The organism is Paraburkholderia caledonica NBRC 102488 (assembly GCF_000685095.1).
Taxonomy (GTDB): domain Bacteria; phylum Pseudomonadota; class Gammaproteobacteria; order Burkholderiales; family Burkholderiaceae; genus Paraburkholderia; species Paraburkholderia caledonica.
On record NZ_BAYE01000009.1, the window covers coordinates 154,884 to 180,274 of the forward strand.

The 25,391-nt window shown below is 62.9% G+C and carries 19 protein-coding genes; 8 read left to right on the plus strand and 11 right to left on the minus strand.

Going from position 1 to position 25,391, the window contains the following annotated elements:
- Positions 1 to 12 precede the first annotated feature (12 nt).
- On the minus strand, positions 13 to 492 hold the full coding sequence (gene ispF, locus BCA01S_RS19725; protein ID WP_027778382.1) for a 2-C-methyl-D-erythritol 2,4-cyclodiphosphate synthase: 480 nt from the start codon (positions 490 to 492) through the stop codon (positions 13 to 15).
- 45 nt (positions 493 to 537) lie between these two features.
- Entirely contained in the window at positions 538 to 1,251 is a 714-nt protein-coding gene (gene ispD / locus BCA01S_RS19730; protein WP_027778383.1) for a 2-C-methyl-D-erythritol 4-phosphate cytidylyltransferase, read from the minus strand.
- Positions 1,252 to 1,371: 120 nt separating this feature from the next.
- On the opposite strand from ispD, the gene mfd reads away from it, so the two are divergent.
- From mfd to mscL, 4 genes are all read left to right on the plus strand, one after another.
- The gene (mfd, locus tag BCA01S_RS19735; RefSeq protein WP_027778384.1) at positions 1,372 to 4,854 is read left to right on the plus strand and encodes a transcription-repair coupling factor; all 3,483 of its coding nucleotides are present in this window, start codon (positions 1,372 to 1,374) and stop codon (positions 4,852 to 4,854) included.
- Between the two features lie 118 nt (positions 4,855 to 4,972).
- On the plus strand, positions 4,973 to 6,223 hold the full coding sequence (gene argE, locus BCA01S_RS19740; protein ID WP_027778385.1) for an acetylornithine deacetylase: 1,251 nt from the start codon (positions 4,973 to 4,975) through the stop codon (positions 6,221 to 6,223).
- A gap of 70 nt (positions 6,224 to 6,293) precedes the next feature.
- On the plus strand, positions 6,294 to 7,328 hold the full coding sequence (locus BCA01S_RS19745; RefSeq protein ID WP_027778386.1) for a threonine/serine dehydratase family protein: 1,035 nt from the start codon (positions 6,294 to 6,296) through the stop codon (positions 7,326 to 7,328).
- A gap of 98 nt (positions 7,329 to 7,426) precedes the next feature.
- The gene (mscL, locus tag BCA01S_RS19750; protein ID WP_027778387.1) at positions 7,427 to 7,873 is read left to right on the plus strand and encodes a large conductance mechanosensitive channel protein MscL; all 447 of its coding nucleotides are present in this window, start codon (positions 7,427 to 7,429) and stop codon (positions 7,871 to 7,873) included.
- A gap of 132 nt (positions 7,874 to 8,005) precedes the next feature.
- Here mscL and BCA01S_RS19755 read toward each other — a convergent pair whose 3' ends face one another.
- The 3 genes from BCA01S_RS19755 to BCA01S_RS19765 form a co-directional block, all read right to left on the minus strand.
- Complete coding sequence (locus tag BCA01S_RS19755; protein ID WP_027778388.1) at positions 8,006 to 9,979, minus strand: hybrid sensor histidine kinase/response regulator; 1,974 nt, start codon at positions 9,977 to 9,979, stop codon at positions 8,006 to 8,008.
- A gap of 50 nt (positions 9,980 to 10,029) precedes the next feature.
- Positions 10,030 to 10,533, minus strand: coding sequence for a response regulator (locus BCA01S_RS19760; protein ID WP_027778389.1), 504 nt, complete (start codon positions 10,531 to 10,533; stop codon positions 10,030 to 10,032).
- A 109-nt stretch (positions 10,534 to 10,642) separates the two neighbouring features.
- Positions 10,643 to 12,253: a sensor histidine kinase gene (locus BCA01S_RS19765; RefSeq protein WP_027778390.1), complete on the minus strand. Its 1,611-nt coding sequence runs from the start codon at positions 12,251 to 12,253 to the stop codon at positions 10,643 to 10,645.
- A gap of 334 nt (positions 12,254 to 12,587) precedes the next feature.
- On the opposite strand from BCA01S_RS19765, the gene BCA01S_RS19770 reads away from it, so the two are divergent.
- A complete protein-coding gene (locus tag BCA01S_RS19770; protein WP_006048904.1) occupies positions 12,588 to 13,079 on the plus strand; it encodes a hypothetical protein in 492 nt (163 codons plus the stop codon).
- A gap of 263 nt (positions 13,080 to 13,342) precedes the next feature.
- Here the strand turns inward: BCA01S_RS19770 and BCA01S_RS19775 are convergent, their stop codons facing one another.
- Positions 13,343 to 15,883 carry an AsmA family protein gene (locus BCA01S_RS19775; RefSeq protein ID WP_027778391.1) on the minus strand — a complete coding sequence of 847 codons (2,541 nt, stop codon included), beginning with the start codon at positions 15,881 to 15,883 and terminating at the stop codon, positions 13,343 to 13,345.
- Positions 15,884 to 16,084: 201 nt separating this feature from the next.
- Between BCA01S_RS19775 and BCA01S_RS19780 the strand changes: the two genes are divergently transcribed.
- Positions 16,085 to 16,795, plus strand: coding sequence for an ABC transporter ATP-binding protein (locus tag BCA01S_RS19780; protein WP_027778392.1), 711 nt, complete (start codon positions 16,085 to 16,087; stop codon positions 16,793 to 16,795).
- Positions 16,792 to 17,598: an ABC transporter permease gene (locus BCA01S_RS19785; protein WP_027778393.1), complete on the plus strand. Its 807-nt coding sequence runs from the start codon at positions 16,792 to 16,794 to the stop codon at positions 17,596 to 17,598. The genes BCA01S_RS19780 and BCA01S_RS19785 overlap by 4 nt, the downstream gene beginning before the upstream one ends.
- A gap of 60 nt (positions 17,599 to 17,658) precedes the next feature.
- On the opposite strand, the gene BCA01S_RS19790 is transcribed toward BCA01S_RS19785, so the two are convergent.
- Both BCA01S_RS19790 and BCA01S_RS19795 read right to left on the minus strand, forming a co-directional pair.
- Positions 17,659 to 18,222 carry a DUF6013 family protein gene (locus BCA01S_RS19790; RefSeq protein ID WP_027778394.1) on the minus strand — a complete coding sequence of 188 codons (564 nt, stop codon included), beginning with the start codon at positions 18,220 to 18,222 and terminating at the stop codon, positions 17,659 to 17,661.
- 200 nt (positions 18,223 to 18,422) lie between these two features.
- Positions 18,423 to 19,439: a zinc-binding alcohol dehydrogenase family protein gene (locus tag BCA01S_RS19795; protein WP_027778395.1), complete on the minus strand. Its 1,017-nt coding sequence runs from the start codon at positions 19,437 to 19,439 to the stop codon at positions 18,423 to 18,425.
- A gap of 174 nt (positions 19,440 to 19,613) precedes the next feature.
- On the opposite strand from BCA01S_RS19795, the gene BCA01S_RS19800 reads away from it, so the two are divergent.
- Complete coding sequence (locus tag BCA01S_RS19800; protein WP_027778396.1) at positions 19,614 to 20,576, plus strand: LysR family transcriptional regulator; 963 nt, start codon at positions 19,614 to 19,616, stop codon at positions 20,574 to 20,576.
- A gap of 204 nt (positions 20,577 to 20,780) precedes the next feature.
- On the opposite strand, the gene BCA01S_RS19805 is transcribed toward BCA01S_RS19800, so the two are convergent.
- The 3 genes from BCA01S_RS19805 to ku all read right to left on the minus strand — a co-directional run bounded on the left by BCA01S_RS19805 (position 20,781) and on the right by ku (position 25,329).
- Positions 20,781 to 21,089, minus strand: coding sequence for a hypothetical protein (locus BCA01S_RS19805; protein ID WP_027778397.1), 309 nt, complete (start codon positions 21,087 to 21,089; stop codon positions 20,781 to 20,783).
- Between the two features lie 48 nt (positions 21,090 to 21,137).
- Positions 21,138 to 24,170, minus strand: coding sequence for a DNA ligase D (ligD, locus tag BCA01S_RS19810; RefSeq protein ID WP_027778398.1), 3,033 nt, complete (start codon positions 24,168 to 24,170; stop codon positions 21,138 to 21,140).
- 130 nt (positions 24,171 to 24,300) lie between these two features.
- Positions 24,301 to 25,329, minus strand: a complete 1,029-nt coding sequence (ku, locus tag BCA01S_RS19815) for a non-homologous end joining protein Ku (protein WP_027778399.1) — start codon at positions 25,327 to 25,329, stop codon at positions 24,301 to 24,303.
- Positions 25,330 to 25,391 lie beyond the last annotated feature (62 nt).

Consider the following 25,391-nt stretch of genomic DNA (forward strand, 5'->3'; position numbering starts at 1 on the left):
CCAACGGGTGCATCAGCCCTTGATCAGCAACACCACGGCTTGCGCTTCTATGCCCTCGCCTCGGCCGAGATAGCCGAGCTTCTCATTGGTCTTGGCTTTCACATTGACCTTGTCCGTCGGCAGGCCGAGGTCGGCAGCAATGTTCGCGCGCATGCCTTCGATATGCGGTGCGAGCTTGGGCGCCTGCGCCACCACGCTGCTGTCCACGTTCCCAATCGCGAAGCCCGCTGCCTTCACGCGAGCCACGCATTCGCGCAGCAAAACGCGGCTGTCGGCGCCGGCGAACTTCGCATCCGTATCGGAGAAGTGACGGCCGATATCGCCCATCGCGGCGGCGCCGAACAGAGCGTCGGTGATCGCGTGCAACAGCACGTCGGCATCCGAATGGCCGAGCAAGCCGCGCTCGTACGGAATCGTCACGCCGCCAATAATCAACGGACGCCCCGGCACCAGCGCATGCACGTCATACCCTTGCCCAATTCTGAAATCCATCTGCGTCAAGTCCTCAAGTCCGTTCACTAAAAATGAAATCACTCATCACGATGCCGAAGTGCGCAGCAGAATAGCCTCGGCGAGATCGAAGTCTTCTGGATACGTCACCTTGAAGTTTCGCAAGCTGCCTTGCACCAGCTTCGGCGCATGCCCGGCCCATTCGATTGCGCTCGCTTCGTCGGTCAGGTCGTGGCCGTCGGCCTGCGCGCGCAAGATCGCTTCGCGCAACATTCCGATGCGGAACATCTGCGGCGTTTGCGCCTGCCACAAGCCGTCGCGCGATTCGGTGCGGGCAATGCGTCCGTCCGCCGATGCCTTGTCGATGCGCTTTAACGTGTCCGCAACCGGCAACGCCATGATGCCGCCTACCGCATCGTCCCTGAGCGCGCCCGTCAGCGTGCGGATCAGGTGAGGCGTGATGCCCGGCCGCGCCGCGTCGTGCACGAGCACCCAGTCGTCGTCGCGCGCGTTGAATTCGGTGAGCGCATGCAGGCCGTTGAGCACCGACGCCTGGCGCGACGCCCCGCCGCACCGGCGCACAGCGAAACGCAAGCCGCCGAAGCGGCGCGCGTCGAAGTGCTGGTCGTCAGGCGCGATCACGACGAGCGTCTGTGCGAACTCACTGCAGGCGTCGAACGCGGCGAGCGAATAATGCAACATGTCGCGGCCGGCCACAGTGCGATATTGTTTGGGCATCGCGGCGCCGGAACGGCTGCCGCTGCCTGCGCACGGAATCAGGGCAAATAGACGGGAAGTCACGAGTGCGGATGCCGCGAGGTCAAAGTAAAGGACGGATTTTATAATAGGTCCTTCGCATCCACGCCCCGACACGCGTAAACTTGGCCGTTCGTGTGAGCCCGAGGCCGCCTTTTCTCTTCTATGCCAGACATCGCCGCATCATCGCAGTACTCCCCGCCCGTCGCGCTCGTTAAAGCCGGCCAGCGTTTCGCCTTCGACGGCACGCACGGCTCGTCCGACGCGCTGCTGATCGCCCGCTACCATCTCGCCTACCGTGAGAAGGTGCCGCTACTCGCCGTCGTGTGCGAAAGCGCCGTGGACGCGCAGCGCCTGTCGCAGGAAATCGGTTTCTTCGCGCCGCAGGCGCGCGTGCGTCTGTTGCCCGACTGGGAAACGCTGCCTTACGACACTTTTTCGCCGCACCAGGATCTCGTTTCCGAGCGCCTCGCCACGCTGCACGATCTCGGCGAAGGCCGTTGCGACATCCTGCTCGTGCCCGCCACCACGGCGTTGTACCGGATGCCGCCGGCGTCGTTTCTCGCGGCCTACACATTCTCGTTCTCGCAGGGCGAGCGCCTCGACGAGGCGAAGCTGAAAGCCCAACTGACACTGGCCGGCTACGAACACGTGAGCCAGGTGGTGCGTCCAGGCGAGTACTGCGTGCGCGGCTCGCTGCTCGACCTTTATCCAATGGGTTCGCCGTTGCCCTACCGGATCGACCTGTTCGACGACCAGGTCGACTCGATCCGCGCGTTCGACCCCGACACGCAGCGCAGCCTGTATCCGGTGAAAGACGTGCGCCTGCTGCCTGGCCGCGAGTTTCCGTTCGACGAAGCCGCGCGCACCGCGTTTCGCAGCCGCTGGCGCGAGACCTTCGAAGGTGATCCGAGCCGCGCGTCGATCTATAAGGACATCGGTAACGGCGTGCCGTCGGCGGGCATCGAATATTATTTGCCACTTTTCTTCGACGACACCGCCACGCTGTTCCACTATTTGCCGCAAGGCGCGCAGCTGGCGTTCATCGGCGATCTGGACGCCGCGATCCGGCGCTTTGGCAACGACACCAAGCAGCGCTACAACTTCCTGTCGCACGACCGCGACCGGCCCATTCTCGAGCCGCAGCGCCTGTTCCTGTCGGACGAAGACTTCTTCACGCTCGCGAAACCGTTCGCGCGGCTCGTGCTGCCGGCCAACGCGGGCGGCGGCTGGTCCACGCCGCTGCCGAATCTCGCGATCGACCGTCACGCGGAAGATCCCGTATCGGCGTTGCGCACCTACCTCGACACCACGCCGAACCGCGTCCTGTTCGCCGCCGAATCGGCGGGGCGGCGCGAAACGCTGTTGCAACTGCTCGCGGACAACCATCTGAAGCCCGCGTCGAGCGACAGCTTCCAGGACTGGCTGACGGGCGACGCGCCTTTTTCGCTGGGCGTCGCACCGCTCGCGAACGGCTTTGCGGTGCCCGTGGACGGCATTGCGGTCATCACCGAAACCGAGCTTTACGGGCCGCTCGCGCGGCGCGCCGGTCGTCGCCGCCAGGAACAGGCGAGCAACGTCGATTCGATGGTGCGCGACCTGTCGGAACTCAAGGTCGGCGATCCAGTCGTGCATTCGCAGCACGGCATAGGCCGTTACATGGGCCTCGTCACCATGGATCTCGGCGAAGGCGAGACTGAGTTTCTGCATCTCGAATACGCGGGCGACAGCAAGCTCTATGTGCCGGTCGCGCAGTTGCACGTGATCTCGCGCTACAGCGGTGCCGATCCCGAAAGCGCGCCGTTGCATTCGCTCGGCTCGGGTCAATGGGAAAAGGCCAAACGCAAGGCCGCGCAGCAGATTCGCGACACCGCCGCCGAACTGCTCAATCTGTACGCGCGCCGCGCCGCGCGTTCGGGCCACGCGTTCGCGCTCGAACCGAAAGACTACGTGAAGTTCGCCGAGAGCTTCGGCTTCGAGGAAACGCCCGACCAGGCCGCGGCTATCGCAGCCGTGATCGGCGACATGACGAGCGGCAAACCAATGGACCGCCTCGTTTGTGGCGACGTGGGCTTCGGCAAGACTGAAGTCGCGCTGCGGGCGGCGTTCATTGCCGTCATGGGCGGCAAGCAGGTCGCGCTGCTCTCGCCCACTACGCTGCTCGCCGAACAGCACACGCAGACTTTCACGGACCGCTTCTCCGACTGGCCCGTGCGAATCGCCGAACTGTCGCGCTTCAAGTCGACCAAGGAAGTCAACGCGGCGATCCAGCAGATCAACGAAGGCAGCGTCGACATTGTGATCGGCACGCACAAACTGCTGTCGTCGGACGTGCAGTTCAAGCGGCTCGGACTCGTGATCATCGACGAGGAACACCGCTTCGGCGTGCGGCAGAAAGAGGCGCTCAAGGCGTTGCGCGCCGAAGTGGATGTTCTCACGCTCACCGCCACGCCGATCCCGCGTACGCTCGGCATGGCGCTCGAAGGCCTGCGCGACTTTTCTGTTATCGCGACCGCACCGCAAAAGCGTCTGGCGATCAAAACGTTCGTGCGTCGCGAGGAAGAAAGCGTGATTCGCGAAGCGATGTTGCGCGAACTGAAGCGCGGCGGCCAGGTGTACTTCCTGCACAACGAAGTCGAGACGATCGAGAATCGCCGGCAAATGCTCGAAGCGCTCGTACCGGAGGCACGCATCGCGGTCGCACACGGGCAGATGCACGAGCGTGAACTCGAACGCGTGATGCGTGACTTCGTCGCTCAGCGTGCGAACGTGTTGCTGTGCACGACGATTATCGAAACCGGCATCGACGTGCCGAGCGCGAACACGATCCTGATTCATCGCTCGGACAAGTTCGGCCTCGCGCAACTGCATCAACTGCGCGGGCGCGTGGGACGCTCGCATCACCAGGCGTACGCGTATCTGCTCGTGCACGATCCGCAAGGGCTGACCAAGCAGGCGCAACGCCGTCTGGAAGCGATCCAGCAGATGGAAGAACTCGGCTCGGGCTTCTATCTGGCCATGCACGATCTCGAGATTCGCGGCACGGGCGAAGTGCTTGGCGACAAGCAGTCGGGTGAGATTCACGAGATCGGCTTTCAGCTTTACACCGACATGCTCAACGACGCAGTGAAGGCGCTCAAGGACGGCAAGGAGCCCGACCTCACCGCGCCGCTCGCCGCCACGACCGAGATCAACCTGCACGCGCCCGCGATTCTTCCTGCCGACTATTGCGGCGACGTGCAGGAGCGTCTGTCGCTGTACAAGCGCCTTGCGAATTGCGAGCACAGCGATGCGATCGACGGCATTCAGGAAGAACTGATCGATCGCTTCGGCAAATTGCCGCCGCAGGCGCATGCGCTCGTGGAGACGCATCGTCTGAGACTGGCGGCAAAGCCGTTGGGCATTTCGAAGATCGACGCGGGCGAAGCAGTGATCGGTCTGCAATTCATTCCGAATCCGCCAATCGACGCGATGCGTATCATCGAGATGGTGCAGAAGCACAAGCACATCAAACTGGCCGGTCAGGACAAGCTGCGTATCGAAACACGCAGTCCCGATCTTGCAGTGCGGGTGGCTACCGTCAAGGAAACCTTGCGGGCGTTGGGATCGCCCAGCCGAGGCACGGCAGCGGCGGCCGCGGCGCGTTAGAAAAACGCGGTACGTCTAGCGTTTTCCGCCAATGCTGCGGCGCGCAAAACGCGCGTCGCAGCATACGGGGCGGCTTTTTTTGGGTATGATCGAAAGACTCAAATGCCGGAGTCTTGTCATGTCTCATGTCGCTGATTCAGCGCAGTCCTCGCAAACATCCGCAACTGCTTCGTCCGATTCCGCCTCTGGCACCACGCCTGTCTCGCTTCCCTGGGTCACCCGTCTCGTGTCGATGGACACGGTAAGCCGTAATCCGAATCTCGGTCTGATCGAAACCGTGCGCGACGAACTGCGCGGGCTCGGCATTGAAGGCACGCTCACGCACGACGCCAGCGGCAAATGGGCCAACCTGTTCGCCACGATCCCCGCACACGACGGCGAAACGAATGGCGGCGTGGTGTTGTCGGGCCATACCGACGTCGTGCCCGTCGACGGTCAGCAGTGGGACAGCGATCCGTTCAAGCCGGAAATTCGTGATGACAAGCTTTATGGCCGCGGCACTTGCGACATGAAGGGCTTTATCGGCGCGGCGCTTGCGCTCGTGCCCGACATGCAGCGCGCGAAGCTCGCCAAGCCGATTCACTTCGCACTTTCATTCGACGAAGAAGTAGGCTGCGCGGGCGCGCCACTCCTGATCGCCGACCTGATGAAACGCGGCGTGAAGCCGGACGGCTGCATCGTGGGCGAGCCGACGAGCATGCGGCCCATCGTGGCGCACAAGGGCATCAACGCCTACCAGTGCTGCGTGCGTGGACAGGCGGCGCACTCGTCGCTTACGCCGAAAGGCTTGAATGCGATCGAATACGCGGCGCGACTCATCTGTTATATCCGCGACATGGCCGATCAGTTCCGCGAGCAGGGCCCGTTCGACGAACTGTACGACGTGCCGTTCACCACCGCGCAAACCAGCACGATTGTCGGCGGCAACGCAATCAATACAGTGCCGGCCGAGTGCAAATTCCAGTTCGAATTCCGCAATCTGCCCACGCTCGACCCCGAGCCGATCTTCGCGCGTATCGACCAGTACGCACGCGAAACACTCTTGCCGAAAATGTTGCGCGAGCATCCATCGGCGGCAATCGAGATTACGAAGATCGCCGCGGCGCCCGGACTGGATTCCTCGGAGCAGGCAGCCATCACGCAACTCGTGCGCGCGCTGACGGCGGATCAGGACAAGCGCAAGGTCGCTTACGGCACAGAAGCCGGGCTCTTTTCGCTAGCGGGTATTCCGAGCATCGTGTGCGGGCCCGGCGACATTCAGCAGGCGCACAAGGCGAATGAATTCGTCGCTCTGGATCAACTCGTGCAGTGTGAACGCTTCTTGCACAAGTTCATTCACAGCATGTCCGTCGAAGCGCATGCGCACTGAAACCGTCGCCTGAGCAACGAGAAACCACACTTTCACTTTCGCCCGCCTCTCTCTCATCTCGCTCACGCTTATGTCAACCGCCACGCCGCAGCACACCGACCATACGATCGACGGCGAGCCGATCCCCACTCTCGACGACATCGCCGCGCAGCACTTCGCGCTGACGCCGTGGGTGGCTCGAACGCCGGTGTTCGACAGGCTCGACTTCGCGTCGCTCGAAGGCACGGTGGTCAACTTCAAGTTCGAACTGCTGCAAGCGGGCGGCAGCTTCAAGGCGCGTGGCGCGTTCACGAACCTGCTCGCCCTCGACGAAGCACAACGCAGCGCGGGCGTGACGTGCGTGTCGGGCGGCAACCATGCCGTGGCCGTCGCGTATGCAGCCATGCGGCTCGGCATCAGCGCGAAGGTGGTGCTGTTTCGCGCGGCGAATCCGGCGCGCGTCGCTCTGTGCCGGCAATACCGCGCGGAAATCGTGTTCGCCGAAGATCTAGCGGAAGCTTTCGAACTCGTGCGCCGCATCGAGGCCGAAGAAGGCCGCTATTTCGTGCACCCGTTCAACGGTTATCGCACGGTGCTCGGCTCCGCCACGCTCGGCTACGAATGGAGCACGCAAACACCCGACCTCGAAGCCGTGATCGTGCCTATCGGCGGCGGCGGTCTTGCGGCCGGAGTGGCCACGGCCATGCGGCTCGCGAATCCGGGCGTGCACGTGTTCGGTGTCGAGCCGGAAGGCGCCGATGCAATGGGAAAAAGCTTCGCCGCCAATCACACGGTCAAGATGGGCCACATGCACAGCATTGCGGATTCATTGATGGCGCCGCATACCGAGGAATACAGCTATGAGTTGTGCCGCCGCCATATCGACGAACTCGTGACGGTTTCAGACGATCAACTCTGCGCGGCCATGCTCACGTTGTTCGGACAACTGAAGCTCGCCGTCGAGCCCGCCTGCGCCGCCGCGACGGCAGCGTTGCTAGGACCGCTGCGCGAGAAGCTGCAAGGCAAACGCGTGGGCGTCCTGCTGTGCGGCACGAACACGGACCCGGTCACTTTTTCTGCGCATATCGAACGCGCTCGCCAAGGCATGTTACAGTTTCCGACGTAAGAAACAGTCCTCGCCTTTCTGGGTTTTCAAGGCCGAAGGGCTGGCCTATCTGTCTGAGATTGGTATGATCTGGTCATCGATATCCAGGAGGAAACCCTATGAGCATGGTCAAGGAATTCAAGGAATTTGCCCTTAAAGGCAACGTGATGGATCTCGCGGTGGGTGTCATCATCGGCGGCGCGTTCTCCACCATCGTCAATTCAATCGTGAAAGACCTGATCATGCCGGTGGTCGGCGTCGCTACGGGCGGCCTCGACTTTTCAAACAAATTCATTCGACTCGGTGCCATTCCGGCAAGCTTCAAAGGCAGCCCGGAGTCGTATAAAGATCTGCAGACGGCGGGCGTTGCGGTCTTCGGTTACGGCTCGTTCATTACCGTGGCCATTAACTTCGTCATTCTGGCGTTCATCATTTTCCTGATGGTGAAGTTCATCAACAATCTGCGCAAGCCGACCGATGCCGCGCCGTCCGAACCGCCGCCGACGCCCGAAGACGTGCTGCTGTTACGTGAGATCCGCGACTCGCTGAAGAACTCGCCGCGCTAGGACGGCGGTGAGGCGAAGCGCCATCTCACGATTCAACTAGTAAAAAGGCCTGTTGCGATGCACTCGCAACAGGCCTTTGCTTTTGATACCCGCTTACAGCAGTTGTTCACGATCCGCGATTCGCAATTTGCGTCACGCCTGTTTTTGCGCCTTCAGATTGATCGCGCTCTCGATCATCGCTTCAAGCTGCGCGAAATTGACTGGCTTCGTCAAATGCGAGGTGAAACCGGCGGCAAGGCAGCGGCGTACATCTTCGTCGGTGCCAAAACCGGTCAACGCAACCGCGGGCGCATCCCAATGCTCGCGATACGCCATGATGAAGTCGAGGCCAGTGCCATCGGGCAAACCGACGTCGCTGATAACCAGATCGAATTCCTGCAACTGCGTGGCGGCCAGTGCGTCGTCCACACGGCCCACCGTCGTGACGTCGTGGCCGAGTGTGCGAATCAGTTGCGCCATGACCTCGGCCGTATCCACGTGATCCTCGATCAGCAGAATGTTCAGCACGCCAGCGGGATGCACATGCTCGGGCAATACCGCCTGCGACCGTTGCGCAGGTGCCGCCGCGGTCGGCAGCGTGATCGTGAACGTGGCGCCGCAATGCGGCCCTGGGCTTTGGGCCGTGACCGTGCCGCCATGCACGTCCGTTAGCGCCTTCGTGATTGCGAGGCCCAGACCTAGCCCGCCGAACTGCCGCGTCATGTTCTGATCGCCCTGCTCGAACGCGTTGAACAGCTTGCCGATCTGTTCCGGCTCGATGCCGATGCCCGTGTCTTCGACGCAGATCTGCACATGCATGCGCTCATCGCGCGTGCGCACGTAGATGTGTCCACCGTCAGGCGTGAACTTCGCGGCGTTGCGAATCAGGTTCCATAGCATCTGCTGCAGGCGCGCTCGATCGGCAAGCACATAGTGATGCTTCGCGTCCTTGTGCACATGCACGTCCTGCTGCTTGACCTGGATCTCGCTGCGAAAAAGCTCGAGCACGCTGTCTATCACCTCGTGCACGTCGACCGTTTCGAGCGACAGGCGCAGCTTGCCGTTGGCCACACGCGTAAGGTCGAGCAGATCGTCGATAAGACGCGCCTCCAGTTCGACATTGCGGCGGATCATGCGCACGCTCGAGCGCGCCTGATCCGGCAGGTCGGGAATCATCTCGAGCACGCTTGCACCGGCCAGCACAGGTGTGAGCGGCGTGCGCAACTCGTGCGAGAGCATCGCGAGGAAGCGGTCTTTCGCGCGATTCGCTTCTTCGGCGATCTGCCGCGCCGCCTGTTCAGAGGCGAGAAGCCGTTCGCGTTCCTGCATGGCTTCGCGCTCCGAATGAACATCCGTGCAACTGCCGAACCATTTGCTGAAGTTGCCTTCAGTGTTGCGCGTCGCGACCATGCGCGCGTCGAACCAGCGGTACTCGCCGTCGTGGCGGCGTATGCGTAGTTCGTGTCGATAAGTGCCCGCATTGCTCGCCACCGCTTTTAGCCAGCTGCGGCGAACTTCTTCGCGATCGTCCGGATGCACGGCGTCGAGCCAGGCCAAACCATGCGAACTGTTCTCACCAAGGCCGGTGTAGTCGTACCATTGCTTTGACAGGAAATCGCAGTCGCCGGACGCATTGCAGGTGAGCACGAGGTGCGGCAGCGCTTCCGACAGGTTGCGGTAATGCTGCTCGCGGTCACGCAGCAGCAATGCTTCTTCCGACGCACGCTGCAAGCGCACTTGCGACAGAACCCGCTCCACTGCTTCGGGCAGGTAGTCGAGGTAATCGCCCGACTTGGGCACCACGTCGGACACGCCGGCACGCAATGCCTCGATTACGCGCGACTCGTCTGTAAAACCTGTCACGAGGATGGCGGGAATCCGCACGCCTTCCGAACGCAACCGGCGGAAAAAGTCGAGGCCCGTTTGCGGCCCGCTCAGTTGATAGTCGAGCACGAGCAGGTCCAGGCCGCCGTCCGCGAGCCGCTCGCGAGCCGCCTCGACGCTTGCGCAGACCGCAACCCGGCAGCCGGCGCGTTCGAGCGACTTGCGCGCGAGCCGCAAGATGCCCTCGTCGTCATCGACGACGAGAATGCATGCTGCGGGCGGCGGGGACACTTCTTCAGTCATGCGCGAGTCGCGGTCAGTAGGTCTGGAGAGTATGTGGCAATGCTGTCATGTCATGATGACGCAGTGAAGCGATGCCCGGACGGCAGCTTGACCACCTGCAGGAAGAAGCCGAGGCGACGTACCGCTTCAATAAACGCATCGTACTCGACCGGCTTCGTAATGTAGACATTGCAGCCGAGTTCATAGCATCGCGCGATTTCGCGGGGGTCGTCTGTGGTGGTGAGCACGATCACGGGCACGGGCGCTGTGTGTGGCGACTCCTTCAGACGCCGCAATACCTCGAAGCCATCGACGCGCGGCATCTTCAGGTCCAGCAGCACCACGGAATTCCTCAGATCTTCGGCATTGGCATGACGGCTCGTGACGCTACCGCCCGCTGCAGCGGCGCAGTCGGCCGCATCTGTGCCGAAAAAATAATCGAGCGCCTGCTGACCGTCGCGAAAGCGCACGAAGCCGTTCGAGATGCCGGCACGGCGCAGATTGCGCTCGACGAGCGTGGCATGGCCGTCGTCGTCTTCGATCAGAATAATGCTGACCGTCTCCCCGTGACTCATATGCCCTCCATTCTGTCGGTTCATGCCGGTTCATGTAGGTGCCGCGAATACATTGATTGATGCGACGCGAATCGTTCCATGCAACTGTCCGTACCGCGCCGGTTGCAGTTCAGGGCCGCGTGGGCTGCTCCGGCAACACCACGAAAAACGTCGATCCAGCGCCTTGCGCGGACTCGACCCATACACGCCCGCCATGCCGCTCCACGGTGCGCCGCACGATCGCCAGACCGACCCCGTCGCCGTTCGCTACGTCGCCGTGCAGACGCTGAAATGCTCGAAACACCTTCGACATATAGGCGGCCGGAATGCCCAGGCCGTTGTCGCGCACATAGTACGTGCGCATGCGAATCGCGCGCAGCCCGTTTTCGTCGACGGGCTCCGGTTCGAGCGCACCGATCTCAATGCGTCCGTTGCGCGCGGGGTCCAGATAATTCAACGCGTTGCCGATCAGGTTGCTGAAGATCTGTTCGATCGCGGCCGGGTCGCCCCATGCCGGCGGCAGATCGCGCACGGTAACAACCGCGCCGCGCTCCTCGATGGCGCGTTGCAAGGTCTCGGCGACGCGCGCCACAACGCGCGCGACGCTGGCCCGTTGCCATTGATATTCGAGCCGGCCTGCACGCGAAATCCGTAACAGCGCTTCGATGATCGCCGCAGCCCGCGTGACCGCACTACGCAAGTATTGCAAGGATTCGCGCACATCGCCGTCGAGAATATGCGCCATACGTTTTTGTTCCGCTTCCGGCAGCCGCCCTTCGACGACGATGCTGTCCAACTCATCGCACGAGACCTGCAACTCCTTCGAAAAACCCTGCAGGTTCACGAGCGGCGAGCGCAAGTCATGCGATACGCTGTAGATAAACATTTCGTTGTCTTGCGTCTCCTGGCGCAGTTCCTCATTGACGCCAGCCAGTTCCTGCGCACGCGCTTCAAGACGCTTCTTGAGCGACGCCTGTGCGGCCTCCGCCTCGCGCAGTCGCGCGCCGGTCTGATGCAGCACGGCGTCGAGCGCCGCGATTTCGTCGTTGCCGGACAGGCGCGCGGCAAGCGGCCGCCCGTTGCCAAGGCGCTCCGCGTGATCGGTCAGCACTTCGAGGCGCCGCCCAATGCTGCGCGCAAACACGACTGCGGTACCGGCCCAGATCAGCATGGAGCCGATCACTGCGGCGATCAGCGCATATTGCTGATGCTCGCGACGCCGCACCAGAGCCGCCGAGCGCTCAGCATCGAGACGCGAAGCTTCTTCGCCGAAGGCCGCGAGTTCGTCGCGAAATGCGGCGACTGGCTGCGGCAACGCACCACTCTCGAGCGCAGCGAGCGATTGCAGATTGCGCCCGTCACGCAACGCCTGCGAAATCATTACGGTCTGCGCGCGATATGCGTCGATTGCGCGCTTCATCTGATGAACCCGCTCGACCTGCTGCGGCGTATCGGCAACCAGGGCTTCGAGCTTCGACAAACGGTCGCTCACGTCGATCCACACTGTATGCCGCTCGAGCAACGACGGATCGCCGATCACAATGCCGGTGCGAACCCGAGCTGCCTCGCGCAGCAGCGGATCAACAATTGCCGATGACTGGTAAAGAATCTGCTTGCTATTGGTGACCCATTGCGCGGCTTGGGCTGTCTGCTCCTGGGTATCGAAGACGACGCCAAGAAGCGCCAGCTCCACCAGGCTGGGCACTGCGATCAGCAGCAGGCCCTTGGTGAATAATTTCATGTTCGCCCGAAGGTCGTTCACGCAGCGGCAGCTTGCGGGAACCCGCCAGCCAGACGGGCCATTATCGACGTGAATCGGCAATATTTCAACGTGAGCGCAAGATGCCCGCGCCCACATAAAAATGACTTTTTTATTGGTGCAAGATGTTTTTTCGGCGCGTCGTGCGTCTATGATGGAGTCAGATGTGCTGGAATGCGAAGGCGCGCGGCGAAGCGGTTCGGCATGATTCGTGCGGGAGTCGGTGAGGCGGCGGAGTCGTCGAATCATCGTGAATCCGGCCTTGTCGTATGCTATAAAAGATCGACGTGCGGCGCGCGAAGCCGGGAGTTGTCGCATGAGGACGCTGCGTTTCTTGCAATTCTTTTTCAGGCGAATTTTTATGTCCTTCCCGAAAAAGCGTAGACGCGCGAAGGTGGACGGCGATGAGTCGTTCCTCGCGGTACTACGGCATTTCAAGCCCTTCGGTCAACTCGACACCAAAATTGCGCGCGCTCGCGCGCAAGACGAGCCGGTTCTTTATGCACATGTGTTGCCCGGACTCGACGTACTTCTTTGCAGCGTGCGCGGCGCACACCCTCCCTACCCGGCCGCGGCCGAATTGCGGCGGCGTTGTATCGAATCCATCACGAATGCACTGGAACAGCCGCTCGACGGTCTCGAGAACGGCGGTTACTGGTATGAAGCGGACGGCTTCGGATTCCTGGTATTTGCGAGCCGCGCTCGCGGCAAGATCCTGACCGAGTTCGGCGCGACACGCGTCGGTGCGCGTCGCGGAGTTCGCCGGCAAGATGCGGCGGGCGACGCAACGCCGCGGTCGTTGCGCTAGGCGGAACCTCTCACCCTCTCTTGCACGGCGCGATCATACTGTGACCACGCTGCGGTCACGCTGTGGTGACCGTATGTCCGCGCGGCGAGCTTCGCTCCCGCGAACCCCCTCACGCCAGTGCTACGTCATTGCGCTTACGCCGGCCCTGCGCTCTCCGTGCTATGTAGACTATGTAGACGGCACGCTGATCAGCCATAGAAAAACGAACGAAAAGCCGCCGCCAAGGGTCCAGTCGAACCAGCCCGCAGGTAAAAGGAAGTGCATCAGCTTCCCTTGTACTCGGCTGCGCTCGCGGGCGAAACCGTCGCGGGCTTGCGTCCGGTCGGCGCGGGGGCCGAAGCTGCGGACGCATCCGAAGCCCCGGTCGATGAACGCTTGTTGACCGGCACCCCTTCGAGCGAAATCGCGGGCTTCGGTTTCTGTTTGGTGCCCGGCGGCGGCGCCGTCGGCGCCTGCCGGACTTGCGACAGCAGTTGGGTGCACGGCAACGGCTTGTTATTGCTCGGCGCCAGCAAGGGCAGCAGCGCCGCGAATGGATTGATGAGGCCGAGGCCGACAGCCGCACCGCCCCGCAACGCCAGCGCGCCCACGTTCACACCGACGTGCGGATCCTTGAACGTGCCCTTCGCATACAGCGGCGAGCGCAACGAGAACACGCGGAAGCCCTTCGTATGCGGATGCACGCCGAGGTCCATGGTTTCGTCGCGCAGATTGACGCTGCCGTCGATGTCGATCACGGCGTCGTCGGTATCGAGTGCGAACACGCGCGAATCGAGCACGCCGTTGGTCGCGACAAAGTCCGCGGCGGCACAGTTGATCTTCACGTCCCGATTGCCGAACAGCTTTTCATACACGACGTTCGCGACGTTCAGGCCCGCGGCTTCCATCAGCAAGCGGCTCACCGTCCCTTCGGTGACGAGTGCCTTCACTTCGCCGTTCGAAGTGGCCGCGAGCGCCGCGGGCGAGTTGCCCGTCGCGGTCAGCGCGGCGTCGCCATTGATCTCGCCCAGCGCGTTTTGCATCGTCTTGAAGTTCGGGAACAGCTGCTTTAACTTCAGATGCCGCGCGGAGGTCGCGAAGCGTCCCTTCAGCGGCGCGCTGCTGCCGTCCAGATGAATGTTGGAAGCGAGCGTGCCGCCGGCTACGCCGAACTTCAACGGCTCGAGCGACAGCACGCCGTCTGTCATCACGACGTGCGTGTAGAGATCCGTAATCGGCAGATCGGCGTTCTTGACGATGCGCCGGCCGGTGAACTTCACGTCCGCGTCGATCGCCTTCCAGCGGTCGGTGCGGAATTCCTCGACCGGCAAGGCCTTATTGGAGGGCTGCTTTGCCGCATCCCCGCGCTTGGCCTTGCTCGCGTTGGAGTCCGCGCCGATCACCGGTGCGAGATCGGAGAACTGCAGCAGGTGCGACACGAGTTCGCCCTGCAACAGCGGTCGCGGCCGGCGCGCAATGTAGGTCAGCGAGCCGTTCAGGTCGCTGCCGCCTACGCGGCCTGTAAAGTTTTCATACTTGAAGACGTTGCCGGTGCTCTTGAACTGACCGACGAGGCGCCCTTCCGTTGCGTAGGGCGGCGTGTCGGGCAGCGTCACGCCGGTTAGCGAATAGAGTTTCGCCATGCTGCTGCCCTGCACCCACAGGCGCATATCGACGGCCGAAAGATGCGCCGGATCCGTGATGGTCCCGACGAGGCCGACGTGCAGATCGCCTGCCTTTACGTCAGCTTGAACCGGGAACGGCCGGTTGGCGTCCTGGAGCGCCAGCACACCGCCCACTTTGCCGCTGCCCGAGACCGGGGTCTTGTTGTAGGTGCCTTTCAAGGTCCAGCCGATTGCATACGGCGGCACCTCGCGCTGTGCGCCCCGCGCCGCGTTCGTACTTTCAGCGTTGGCGCCGCTTGCGCTCGATGCCGCTGGCACTTGTGCACCGCTCGCGCCAGATCCAGCTGCGACCGCCGTGGACGCCGCGCCGCTTGCGCCCCTCGAACCGCCCGCGGTGAGCCCGCCCGCGGCACCTGTCGCCACCGTCGTGCCGGATGCGTGGATGTCCGTTGCAGAAGCGCCTGAAGCCGCCGCCGCGGAAGCGGCCGAGGCCGCCGACGCCGCCTGCGCATTGGCCTGGGCGCTCAGTTTTTTCGCGCCGTCTTTGCCGACCGCTTCCGCCGATGCCTTGCGCGACGCCTCCTCCTGCTGCTTCATCGCCTCGCCGATGGGAATCGGCTGACCGAGCGTATCGACGACCATCTGCACGTCGACCTTCTTCTGTTCGTCGAAGAGCGCGATATTGCCTTTCGCGAACACGATGTCGTGCAACTGCAGCTTCCACTGTGACGGCGTTTTCGACGACGGCAGCTGGAACGTCCAGTTGTTGCGACCATCGAGCATGCGTTCGAGATCGACAGAAGGATTCACGAGGTTGATCGCCGGGATCACGATATTGTGCGCGATGAGCGGCAGGACCTTCACCTGGAAGTCGATCTCGTCGAGCGTCGCGAACTGCGGGCGCTTCGCCCAGTCGGGGTTCGCTATCGTGATGTTGGCTGCCGAGAAGCGCGGCCAGGGCACCCAGCTTTTCCAGCCGATTTCGCCGGCCGGGTGCCGGAAACCTACTTTCAGATCCCCATTGATAGTGAACTGTCGACCGATAGCCTGCGTGACCTTGTCATTGACATACGGCCGCGCGCGGTTCCAGTCAAACGTGAGAATAAAAACGGTGAGCGCAACCACGAGGATGACGATGATCGCGACTATCCATGCGACGATTTTGCCGACCCGTCTTCCCATTGTGCTCGACCGTGCCATCAAAAGGCTCCATGGTTTCTTGTTGATTGTCGATCGCGCAGCAGATATCGTGCCCGCTTTCCGCGATGCTCCGGCGCAACGCTTCCCGCTTTGAGCGCACGTTGCGGCTGAACGGCTCGAAGGCTCGGCGGCTCGCCGCAGGCCTCAGTCCACTTTATGATGCTGCATCGCGCACCCGCCCTCTACGCACCACTTGCCTTCATGACCGATGTCCCCTTCGTTTTCGCCGACGGCATCGTCCGGCGCGATGCATCGCGCGGCCAGACCTTGCTCGAGTCCACCGCGTTCGCGCTACATGCCGGCGACCGCGTCGCCATCTCAGGAGCGTCGGGCTCAGGCAAGAGCGTGTTCCTGCGAGCTCTCGCGCTGCTCGATCCGCTCGACGCCGGACGCATCGTCTGGCATGGCGCGCCCGTCGCGCGAGCCGCGATTCCGCGTTACCGGCGCAGCGTCGCCTATATCCGGCAGCGGCCCGCGCTGCTCGACGGCACAGTGGAAGACAATCTGCGTTACCCGTTCGAACTGCGCGCGTATCGCGACACGCGCTTCGACCGCGAAAAGGCCGCCGACCTGGTCGCGCAGGCTGGCCGTGCGGGCGATTTTCTCGACAAACGCGCAAGCGAACTGTCAGGCGGCGAAGCGCAAATCACCGCGCTGATTCGCGTACTGCAACTCGCGCCCGAAGTGCTCCTGCTCGACGAACCGACTGCGTCACTCGACCCTGAGTCGTCGCACGCAATCGAAGGGCTCGTGCGGGCATGGTTCGACGCCGATCGCTGCGCGCACGCCTCGATCTGGGTCTCGCACGATCCGGCACAAGCTGCTCGCATGAGCGAGCGCCATCTGACGATGCATGCGGGCGTCCTTGAAGAGCCCGCCGTCACGTCCCCGCAAGGAGCGCCCAGCCGATGACATTGCAAAACCTGAGTCTTTGGGACGTCGCGATCGCCGCGTTGCTGATCGTCGTGAACGGCGCGGTGTCGGTGGCGCTCAAGCTCGATCTCGAACGCAAGCTCGCGTGGGCCGCCGTGCGCACCGTCGTGCAGTTGCTCGTAATCGGCTATGTGCTGGGTTGGGTGTTCCGCTACAGCCACTGGTTCGTGGTGCTGCCGTTGATGACCGTGATGACGCTGATCGCCGGCTTTGCCGGTGCGCAGCGTGGCAGCCGCACCTACGCGGGACAGCGCGCGGACAGTGTGCTGTCGATCTGGGTCAGTTCGTGGCTGGTGGCAGCGGTCGGGTTGTTCGTCGTGATCCGCATTCACCCTTGGTACGAACCGCAATATGCGATTCCGATTCTCGGCATGATCCTCGGCAATACGCTCACCGGCGTCTCGCTTGGCATCGAACGAATGACCGAGGAGTTGACCGCCAGGCGCGATCGCGTGGAGATGGCATTAGCGCTCGGCGCGACGCGCTGGGAAGCGGCGCAAGCGCCCGCTCGTCAGGCGGTGCGCGCGGGCATGATGCCGACGCTCAACCAGATGGCCGTGGTCGGCGTAGTCAGCCTGCCCGGCATGATGACCGGCCAGGTGCTGGCCGGCCAGTCGCCGTTGCAGGCGGTGCGCTATCAGATCGTGATCATGTTTCTGATCGCGGCATCGTCGGCGCTCGGCACGGTGGGTGCGGTGCTGCTCACCTATCGGCGCCTCTTTTCAGCGGAGCACCGGTTTCTGTCGGCACGGCTGGTCGAACGGGCCGGCGTGCGGCGCTGAACGGTTCGGACCAGCTCTTGCCATAAAGCGATACGGTGGTCTGGTGCTCCGCCACCACGGTCAGCGTTTCGCGCTGATCGCGACAGTCGTGCCGTCGCTGAGCGTCAGCGTCTTCGTGCTGCCGTTCACCGGCATCGTGAAACGCAGCACCTGGCTCATGCTGACATCGTTCGGACACTTGAGCGATTTCCCATTGGCCGTGACGGTCTTCACGCCATCTGGCTTGTGCGCCTGGAAACTCAATTGCACGGTCGCCGTGCCGTCGTCGGCGACGACCGGCGCGAGGCGGATCTGTGTCTGGCGGATCATCGCGCCATTGGAGTCGAGCGGCAGCGACGCGTAGTTCGGACACGCATCAGCCGCAGGAATTGCGCCGCCCGGCGGCACCGTCTTCCACGTGAAGTCGTCCGACTGTCCGGAGCGGATGGTGCGCGTTTCCTGCGAGTTGCCGAACTGTTTGGAGGTGACGCGCACCGTGTAGCGAATCGGACCGTCGAGGGCGGATTGCGACGTCACCGTGATCGGCGTGGCCGCCCGAGCCGCAGGCGCGAGCACGCCGCAAGAAAGCACGCAAGCGAGAGAAGCGACAACTGGAACGGCGGAGAGTTTGAAGCTGGAGCTCATACTGTCACCTCGTTGTTGTGCCGCTGCATGCCCGCGTCAGTGCGCTGCCCCCGCATGGTCCAGGTGAAGCGCGCGGGAGCCGGCAGCGGACGCGAGACACGCAACCGTTTTAGCATGATGCGTCACCAGTCTACCGCCAAGCGATGCCGCGCGCGCTCCCTGAGCATCGGGTGTTACCCCGCTTGCGTGGACGCGTTTTATCAGAAGCCGGTCAGGACCAGCTTGCCGATCGCGCGCCCTTCTTCGAGCAGAGCATGCGCGCGCCGAAGGTTCGCCGCATTGATCGCGCCGAGGTGTTGCCCGACGGTCGTGCGCAATGTGCCGGCATCGACGAGACGCGCCACTTCGGTCAGCAGCTTGTGCTGTTCGATCATGTCGGGCGTGCCGAACATCGAACGCGTGAACATGAACTCCCAGTGAAACGCGGCGCTCTTCGCCTTCAGCAACTCGACCGGCACCGGCTTGCTGTTTTCGACGATCGTGCAGATGCCGCCCTGCGGTTTGATAAGCTCGGCCGCGACCGGAAAGTTCTTGTCCGTGTCGTTGAACATCAGCACGTAGTCGACCTGTTCGATGCCAAGTTTCTTCAGTTGAGCGGGCATATCGCCGAAGTGATCCACTACATGATCCGCGCCCAGTTCAGTTGCCCACTTCGCCGACTCGGGACGCGACGCGGTCGCGATCACTGTTAGCTTCGCGAGCTGTTTGGCCAGCTGGATGCCGATTGAGCCGACGCCGCCCGCGCCGCCGAAAATCAACACCGTGCGCCCCTCGTGCGCGCCTTGCGGCGACACGCCGAGGCGATCGAACAACGCTTCCCATGCGGTGATCGCCGTCAGCGGCAACGCGGCTGCATGCGTGAAATCGAGCGACGCGGGCTTGCGTCCGACAATCCGCTCGTCAACGAGATGAAACTCGCTGTTCGCGCCCGGTCGCGTGATGCTGCCCGCATAGAACACCGGATCGCCGACCTTGAACAGCGTCACGTCCGGACCCGCTGCGACGACCGTGCCTGCGGCGTCCCAGCCGAGCACGCGCGGCGCCTTTTCGACGGTATCTTTCGGCGCGCGCACCTTGGTGTCGACTGGATTGACCGAGATGGCCTCGACTTTCACGAGCAGATCGCGACCAGTCGCTTCAGGTTTGGGGATATCCACGTCGATCAAGGCTTCGTCGTGGTCGATGGGCAAATAGCGGTAAAGGCCAACGGCTTTCATAAGTGCTCCCGTGTTTGTTCCGATGAGGTTGAAGAACCGGTGAGGTCCGCGCGGGTTTTGATGCTGCCCGCGCCGTTTCACAGAGACCGCCGATCCATGGACGTGATCGTAAGCCGCCTCTTACTTTGATAAAAGCGGCATAATCGCTGAAACATCTTTTTGATTTTCCAAAGAATGGACATTCCGGCATCTACTTTCCGCGATTTGCGGCCGGCCGGCAGCGAACGTGAACGGCTCGACTTGCTCGACGTCGCACTATTCGTGCGAGCCGCGCTGCTGGCAAACGTGTCGGCGGCGGGACGCGAGTTTGGCCTGTCAGCGGCGGTGGCGAGCTCGCGGATTGCGCAACTGGAAAAGCTGCTCGGCGCCCGGCTGTTGCATCGAACCACGCGCCGCATCAATCTCACGCAGGACGGCGAAGTCTTCATGGCGCGCGCCGAAGCGCTGCTCGACGCGGCCGCCGCAGCACGTGCGTCGGTGGGCCGCGGGCAAGCGGAACCGCAAGGCCGCCTGCGCGTGTCGATGCCGTCGTCGTTCGGGCGGCAGCACGTGTCGCCCGTCATCACCGAATTTCTGCGCCGTTATCCGGGCGTGAGCGTCGATTTGCGGCTGACCGATCAGCTTGTCGATCTCGTCGATGCGGGTATCGACGTGGCGATCCGTATCGGCGTGCTGAAAGATTCTTCTCTGGTCGCGCGCCGCCTCGCGGTCAACCGGCGTGTGTTGTGCGCGGCCCAGTCCTACCTGGCGGAGTGCGGCACACCACACCATCCGTCGGATCTCGCACAGCACGAGTGCATGATTCTGTCGGATCAACGCGACTGGGCATTCGAAACGCCAGCGGGAACGCTCGATGTGCGCGTGAGCGGGCGCATGGTCACCGATAACGGCGAAGTGATTCGCGACGCGCTCCTCGCAGGTTTCGGCATCGCGCTCAAATCGACATGGGACGTCGCGCCGTTTTTGCGCACTGGCGAACTGGTGAGCGTGCTCGAAAACTATCCGCTCGCGGAGAAAGTGGCGATCTGGGCTGTGTATCCGAGCCGCGCGTTCGTACCGCCGAAGACGCTCGCGTTCATCGACTTTCTTGCCGCGCATTTCGGCGATCCACCTTTCTGGGACATGGAGCCGGAGTGAGGATTGGTGACGTCGAGCATCGCTGATCTCAGTGCCGACGCGGACCGTACGAAAGACAGCAGGTTCGCGAGGTTGTCGTGAACCATGCGTCCGTTAGCCTCGGTTCGGCAGAACTCGCAGATAGAAGATCTGCAGCTAGCGCCAAGCCGACTTCCCGTCAGCGGCAGGCGGGCCTACGGCTCCCCGAAGTCAGCTTGCAATGCCTCACGAGCCAGCCTTGCCGGCTGCCGTACCTGGCGATTTCCCATCGGTGTTCACGTCGGCCTGCGCGTCGTTCTGCGTCTTTTCCTGATACTCGCTGCCACCCCGGCGATCCGTGTCCTGCAGCCCGCGTTCGACGTCGCTATGCGCCTGTTTGCCGACACGCCGTGGCTCTTCGTCGTGCTGCGAGCCGGCGCTCTGGTCGTTCTCGTGCGGCAACGGCGCGGCTGCGTCCTCCAATGACTGCGGATGCTTCTCGGCATGCGGATCGGCCTGCTTGCCGCCGTCCGACGATTGCGGTGTGCTCTTCATAGCCCGCTCCTTATGGGTTCACTATTGCAGCCGACGCGAACGCGCCGGCTACGCTCCGTTCAGGCGTTTTCTCATTGCCGCGGTGATGCGCTGGCGAGTCTTCGAGTAGTCGGCCCACGGGTCGCTCTTCAGATTTGCAAGACGCTCATGCAGGTTCCCGATATTCCACTGATCGCCGCCAGTGGTCGACGCGACTTCGTCCCACGCGAGCGGCACCGAAACGCCTAGCCCCGGCCGCGCCCGCGCGGAAAACGCAGCGACCGTGCTCGAGCCGCGGTTATTGCGCAAATAGTCGACGAAAATCTTCTGCTTGCGATTTTGCGCGCCCATTTTCGCGCTGAAATATTTGGGCAGCGTGCTAGCCATGTGCTGAGCGACCGCCTGCGAAAACTCCTTCACCTCGTCCCAACCCGCGTGTTTCGACAGCGGCACCACGACATGGAAGCCCTTGCCGCCGCTTGTCTTGCAAAAAGACATGAGGCCGAGTTCGTCCAGCAGCGAGCGCGTCAGTTGAGCCGCCTCGATCATCCGGTCCCAGCCGAGCGACGGATCCGGATCCAGGTCGAACACCACGCGGTCCGGCTTTTCGATGTTCGATGCCACGCCATTCCACGTGTGAAATTCGATGGTGCCCATTTGCGCGGCGCCGACTAGCGCCTTCACGGTCTCCACCGTGATGAGCGGAGGGTGACCGGGGTCGAGCCCGGGGTGCTGCGTGATGTTCGGGATCGACAGCTTCTGGCTGTGCTTCTGGAAAAACAGCTCACCGCCGATGTCCTCGGGTGCGCGCACAAGCGACACGGGCCGGTCCGCCAGATGCGGCAACATCCATCGCGCGACCGATTCGTAGTACTGCACGAGGTCGATCTTGCGCGCGCCGGTGCTCTTGTCGATCACGCGGTCCGGGTGCGATACGCGAACGCCGGCGACTTCGGCGGGTGACGCGGATTTTTTTGATCGCGACGCGGCGGTTTTAGTGTCCCCGGCTTCGTCTTTGGGTGTGGTGGTTTTGGCTGCTGCTTTGCTCGCTGTCTTCGCGGCCGGCGTGGTTGCCGTTGCTTCGCCAGCGGTTTTAGCGGTCGATTTAGCGGTCGAATTAGCCGACGCCTTTGCGGTGGTTTTAGCGCCCGGCTTCCCTACCGTTTTTGCGCCCTTTTCCGTGTCGTTGTCCGTTGCTTCTTCCCCCGCCGTTTTGCCGTCGGAGCGCTTCTTACTTGCGCCTGAAGTCTGCACATCGTCATCCGCTTCAGCCGCCGCGCGCCGTCCTGAACGTTTCTTCTGCGCCGAGTCGGATTCGGCCTCGATATCCGTTTGTTGTTGCACGTCGTCCCCCTTGCGTGGTGCTTCCTTGACGATCTGGCGCGCCGGCTTGTCGCTGCGCAAACTGACGAACGACGCCTGGCGCACGATACCGTCGCTCGTCCATTCGGCGAAATTGCATTCCGCGACGAGCACGGGTTCGACCCAATGCACCGGCGTGCGACTGCGCTCGCGCGGCGGACTCGCGAACGGCATGCGTTTCGTTTCGTGTGCGTCGAGTTCTTTCTTCACCGAGCGCAGCAAGGCGGCGTCGAAACCGGTGCCGACGCGCCCCGCATATTGCAACTTGCCCTTGCTGTCGTACACGCCGAGAAGCAGTGCGCCGAACGCCGCGCGGCTGCCCGACGGTTCCGAATAACCGCCGATCACGAACTCCTGGCGTCGGCGGCACTTGAGCTTGATCCAGGTGGCCGAGCGGCCGGAGCTATAGCCGCTGTCGCGCCGCTTACCGATGATCCCTTCGAGCGCCATATCGCACGCGCTTTTCAGCAGATCGTCGGCGCTGAACTCGAAGTCGTTCGAAAAGCGCAGCACGCTGTCGTCGACCGGTTCGAGCAGCGCGCGCAGGATCGCGCGTCTTTGCTGCAGCGGCACGCCGCGCAAGTCGTAGCCGTTCAGAAACGGCACGTCGAACAGATAGACGACGATGTCTTGCGGCCGGTTCGAATCGAACGCGTTCTGCAACGCCTGAAAGTTGGGCACGCCGTTCTCGTCGAGCACCACCGCTTCACCGTCGAGCCACGCGCTTTCCACGCCAAGTTGCTCGAATGCCTTCACCTGCTTGCCGAATTTGGCGGTCCAGTCGTTGCCTGCGCGCGTGAACATCTGCACGTCGCGGCCCTTCGCGCTCGCGTCGATGCGAGCGAGCACGCGATACCCGTCGAACTTGATTTCGTACGACCAGTCGTCCCCGGGCGGCGTAGCGTCGACGAGCGTCGCCAACTGTGGCTTGAGCGTTGCGGGCAGTTTCGCTGCGACCGCACCTTCTATTGCCGGCGACACGGCGAGTTCGCGCAGCGATTCGCTGCTGCGCGTCGCCACGATGTCCGGACGCTTCGGATCGCCGCGGACGGGAGCCGCCGCAGTTCGCTTCGCTGCCACCTGCTTGTCTTCTGGCTTGCCCGTCTGCTTGTTTGTCCGCTTGCCGCCTTTCCCATTGGAGGCCGGCGCGGCGGCGAGCACACTGCCCGGCTGTTCTGCGAGAACATTGTATTCGCTCTCGGGACGCGCCTCGTCGTCGCGTTCCTTGATCAGCAGCCATTGCTCCTTGTCGGCGTTGCCGCGCATGTGGCTGCGCACGAGCGTCCAGCCGCCGTGCAGCTTTTCGCCGTACAGATGGAACTTGAGCTTGCCGGCCCGATAAGCACGCGCCGCCTCGGCCGCGCCGCCGACCGGCTCCCACGTGCCGCGATCCCAGACGATCACCGTGCCCGCGCCGTAATTTCCCCGCGGAATTTCGCCTTCGAACGAACCGTACTCGACCGGATGATCTTCAACATGAACGGCGAGACGCTTGACCGATGGATCGAGGCACGGCCCTTTCGGCACCGCCCACGAAAGCAGTGCGCCATTCAATTCGAGACGGAAGTCGTAGTGCAGGCGCCGCGCGTGGTGCTCCTGAATCACGTACGACAGGCCCTTGTCCGGTCCGGGCCGCGCCGCATTGCGCCCGCCGCGCTTTTTGGTCGCCTTGTTGCCGGCGGGCTCGGGCGTTTCGTCGAAGCGGCGCTTGCGGTTGTAGAGGTCGAGTCGGTCGTTCATGGCGCGAACTCCATCGGGGTCGAGGTAGCGATGGCTTGCGGCGCTTGACCCGATCGATCCGATCGGCGCACGAGCGGGCTCATGCCGCGGTTCGTGCCGCTATCCGTGCCCCGTTGCGCTCGCCGCTCCATCATGCCGCCGCGCGGCGCTTGCGCGCGGTCGTAGTCGACTTGGCCGTGGCGCGTCCGCCTCCACTGCCGCTGCTACTGCCGCTTCCACTCGATCGAGGCGCACGTGTGGAGCGCGTCGTGCGTGGTTTTTTACGCGATGCCGTCGAGCCGCTGTCCTCTTGCGAATCGCTGTCTTCGTCGGCAGTCTCGTCGGCGCTAGCGCGCTTGCGCGTGCCAGAAGCAGGCTTGCTCTTACCGCGTCCAAGGCTGCGCTTGAGCAGGTCGGACAAGTCCAGAATGTCGGCCGATTGACGCGACTCGCGCGGCGCTTCGATATCGGTGATTTCCTCGGTCTTGCCCTCGCGGACTTTCCGGTCGACGAGCGCCATGATGTCGTCGCGGAACGTGTCGTGGTATTTCGACGGGTCCCAGGTGTCGCTCATGTCGTCGATCAGCTTCTGCGCCATGTCGAGCTCTCGCGCGCTGACACCGGCCGCCTTGGTGCCCTCGGCCGGCAGCTTGAATTCGTCGAAATCGCGGACTTCCTCAGCCCAGCGCAGTGTGTTCAGGGCGAGCACCGGGCCGACCGGGATCAGTGCGGCAAGATGCTGCTTGTTATGCAAGACGACACTCGCCACGCCGACCTTGCCCGACGATTTCATCGCCTCGCGCAACAGCGCATAGACCTTTTCGCCTTTGCGGTCGGGCGTCAGAAAGTACGGTGTGTCGAGGTAGAGAAAGGAGATGTCGGGTGCGTCGACGAAAGCGAGAATATCCACCGTCTGCGTGGATTCGGGATTCGCGGCGCGAATCTCGTCATCCGTCAGCACCACGTACTTGTCCTTCTCGTATTCGAAGCCGCGCACGATGTTATCGCGCGTCACGTCCTTGCCGGTGCGCTTGTTGATCTGCTTATAGCCGACCGGATCGATCGTGCGCTTGTCGAGCAGGTTGAAGCCGACCTTCTCCGACTTCGTAGCCGGATACAACTGCACCGGTACGTGGACAAGGCCGAAGCTGATCGCGCCTTTCCAGATCATATGTGCCATCGTGCGCTCCCTGGGCCTAAGACCCATGAAGAAGCACCAAGCGTGCCACGGCTTTTCGACGA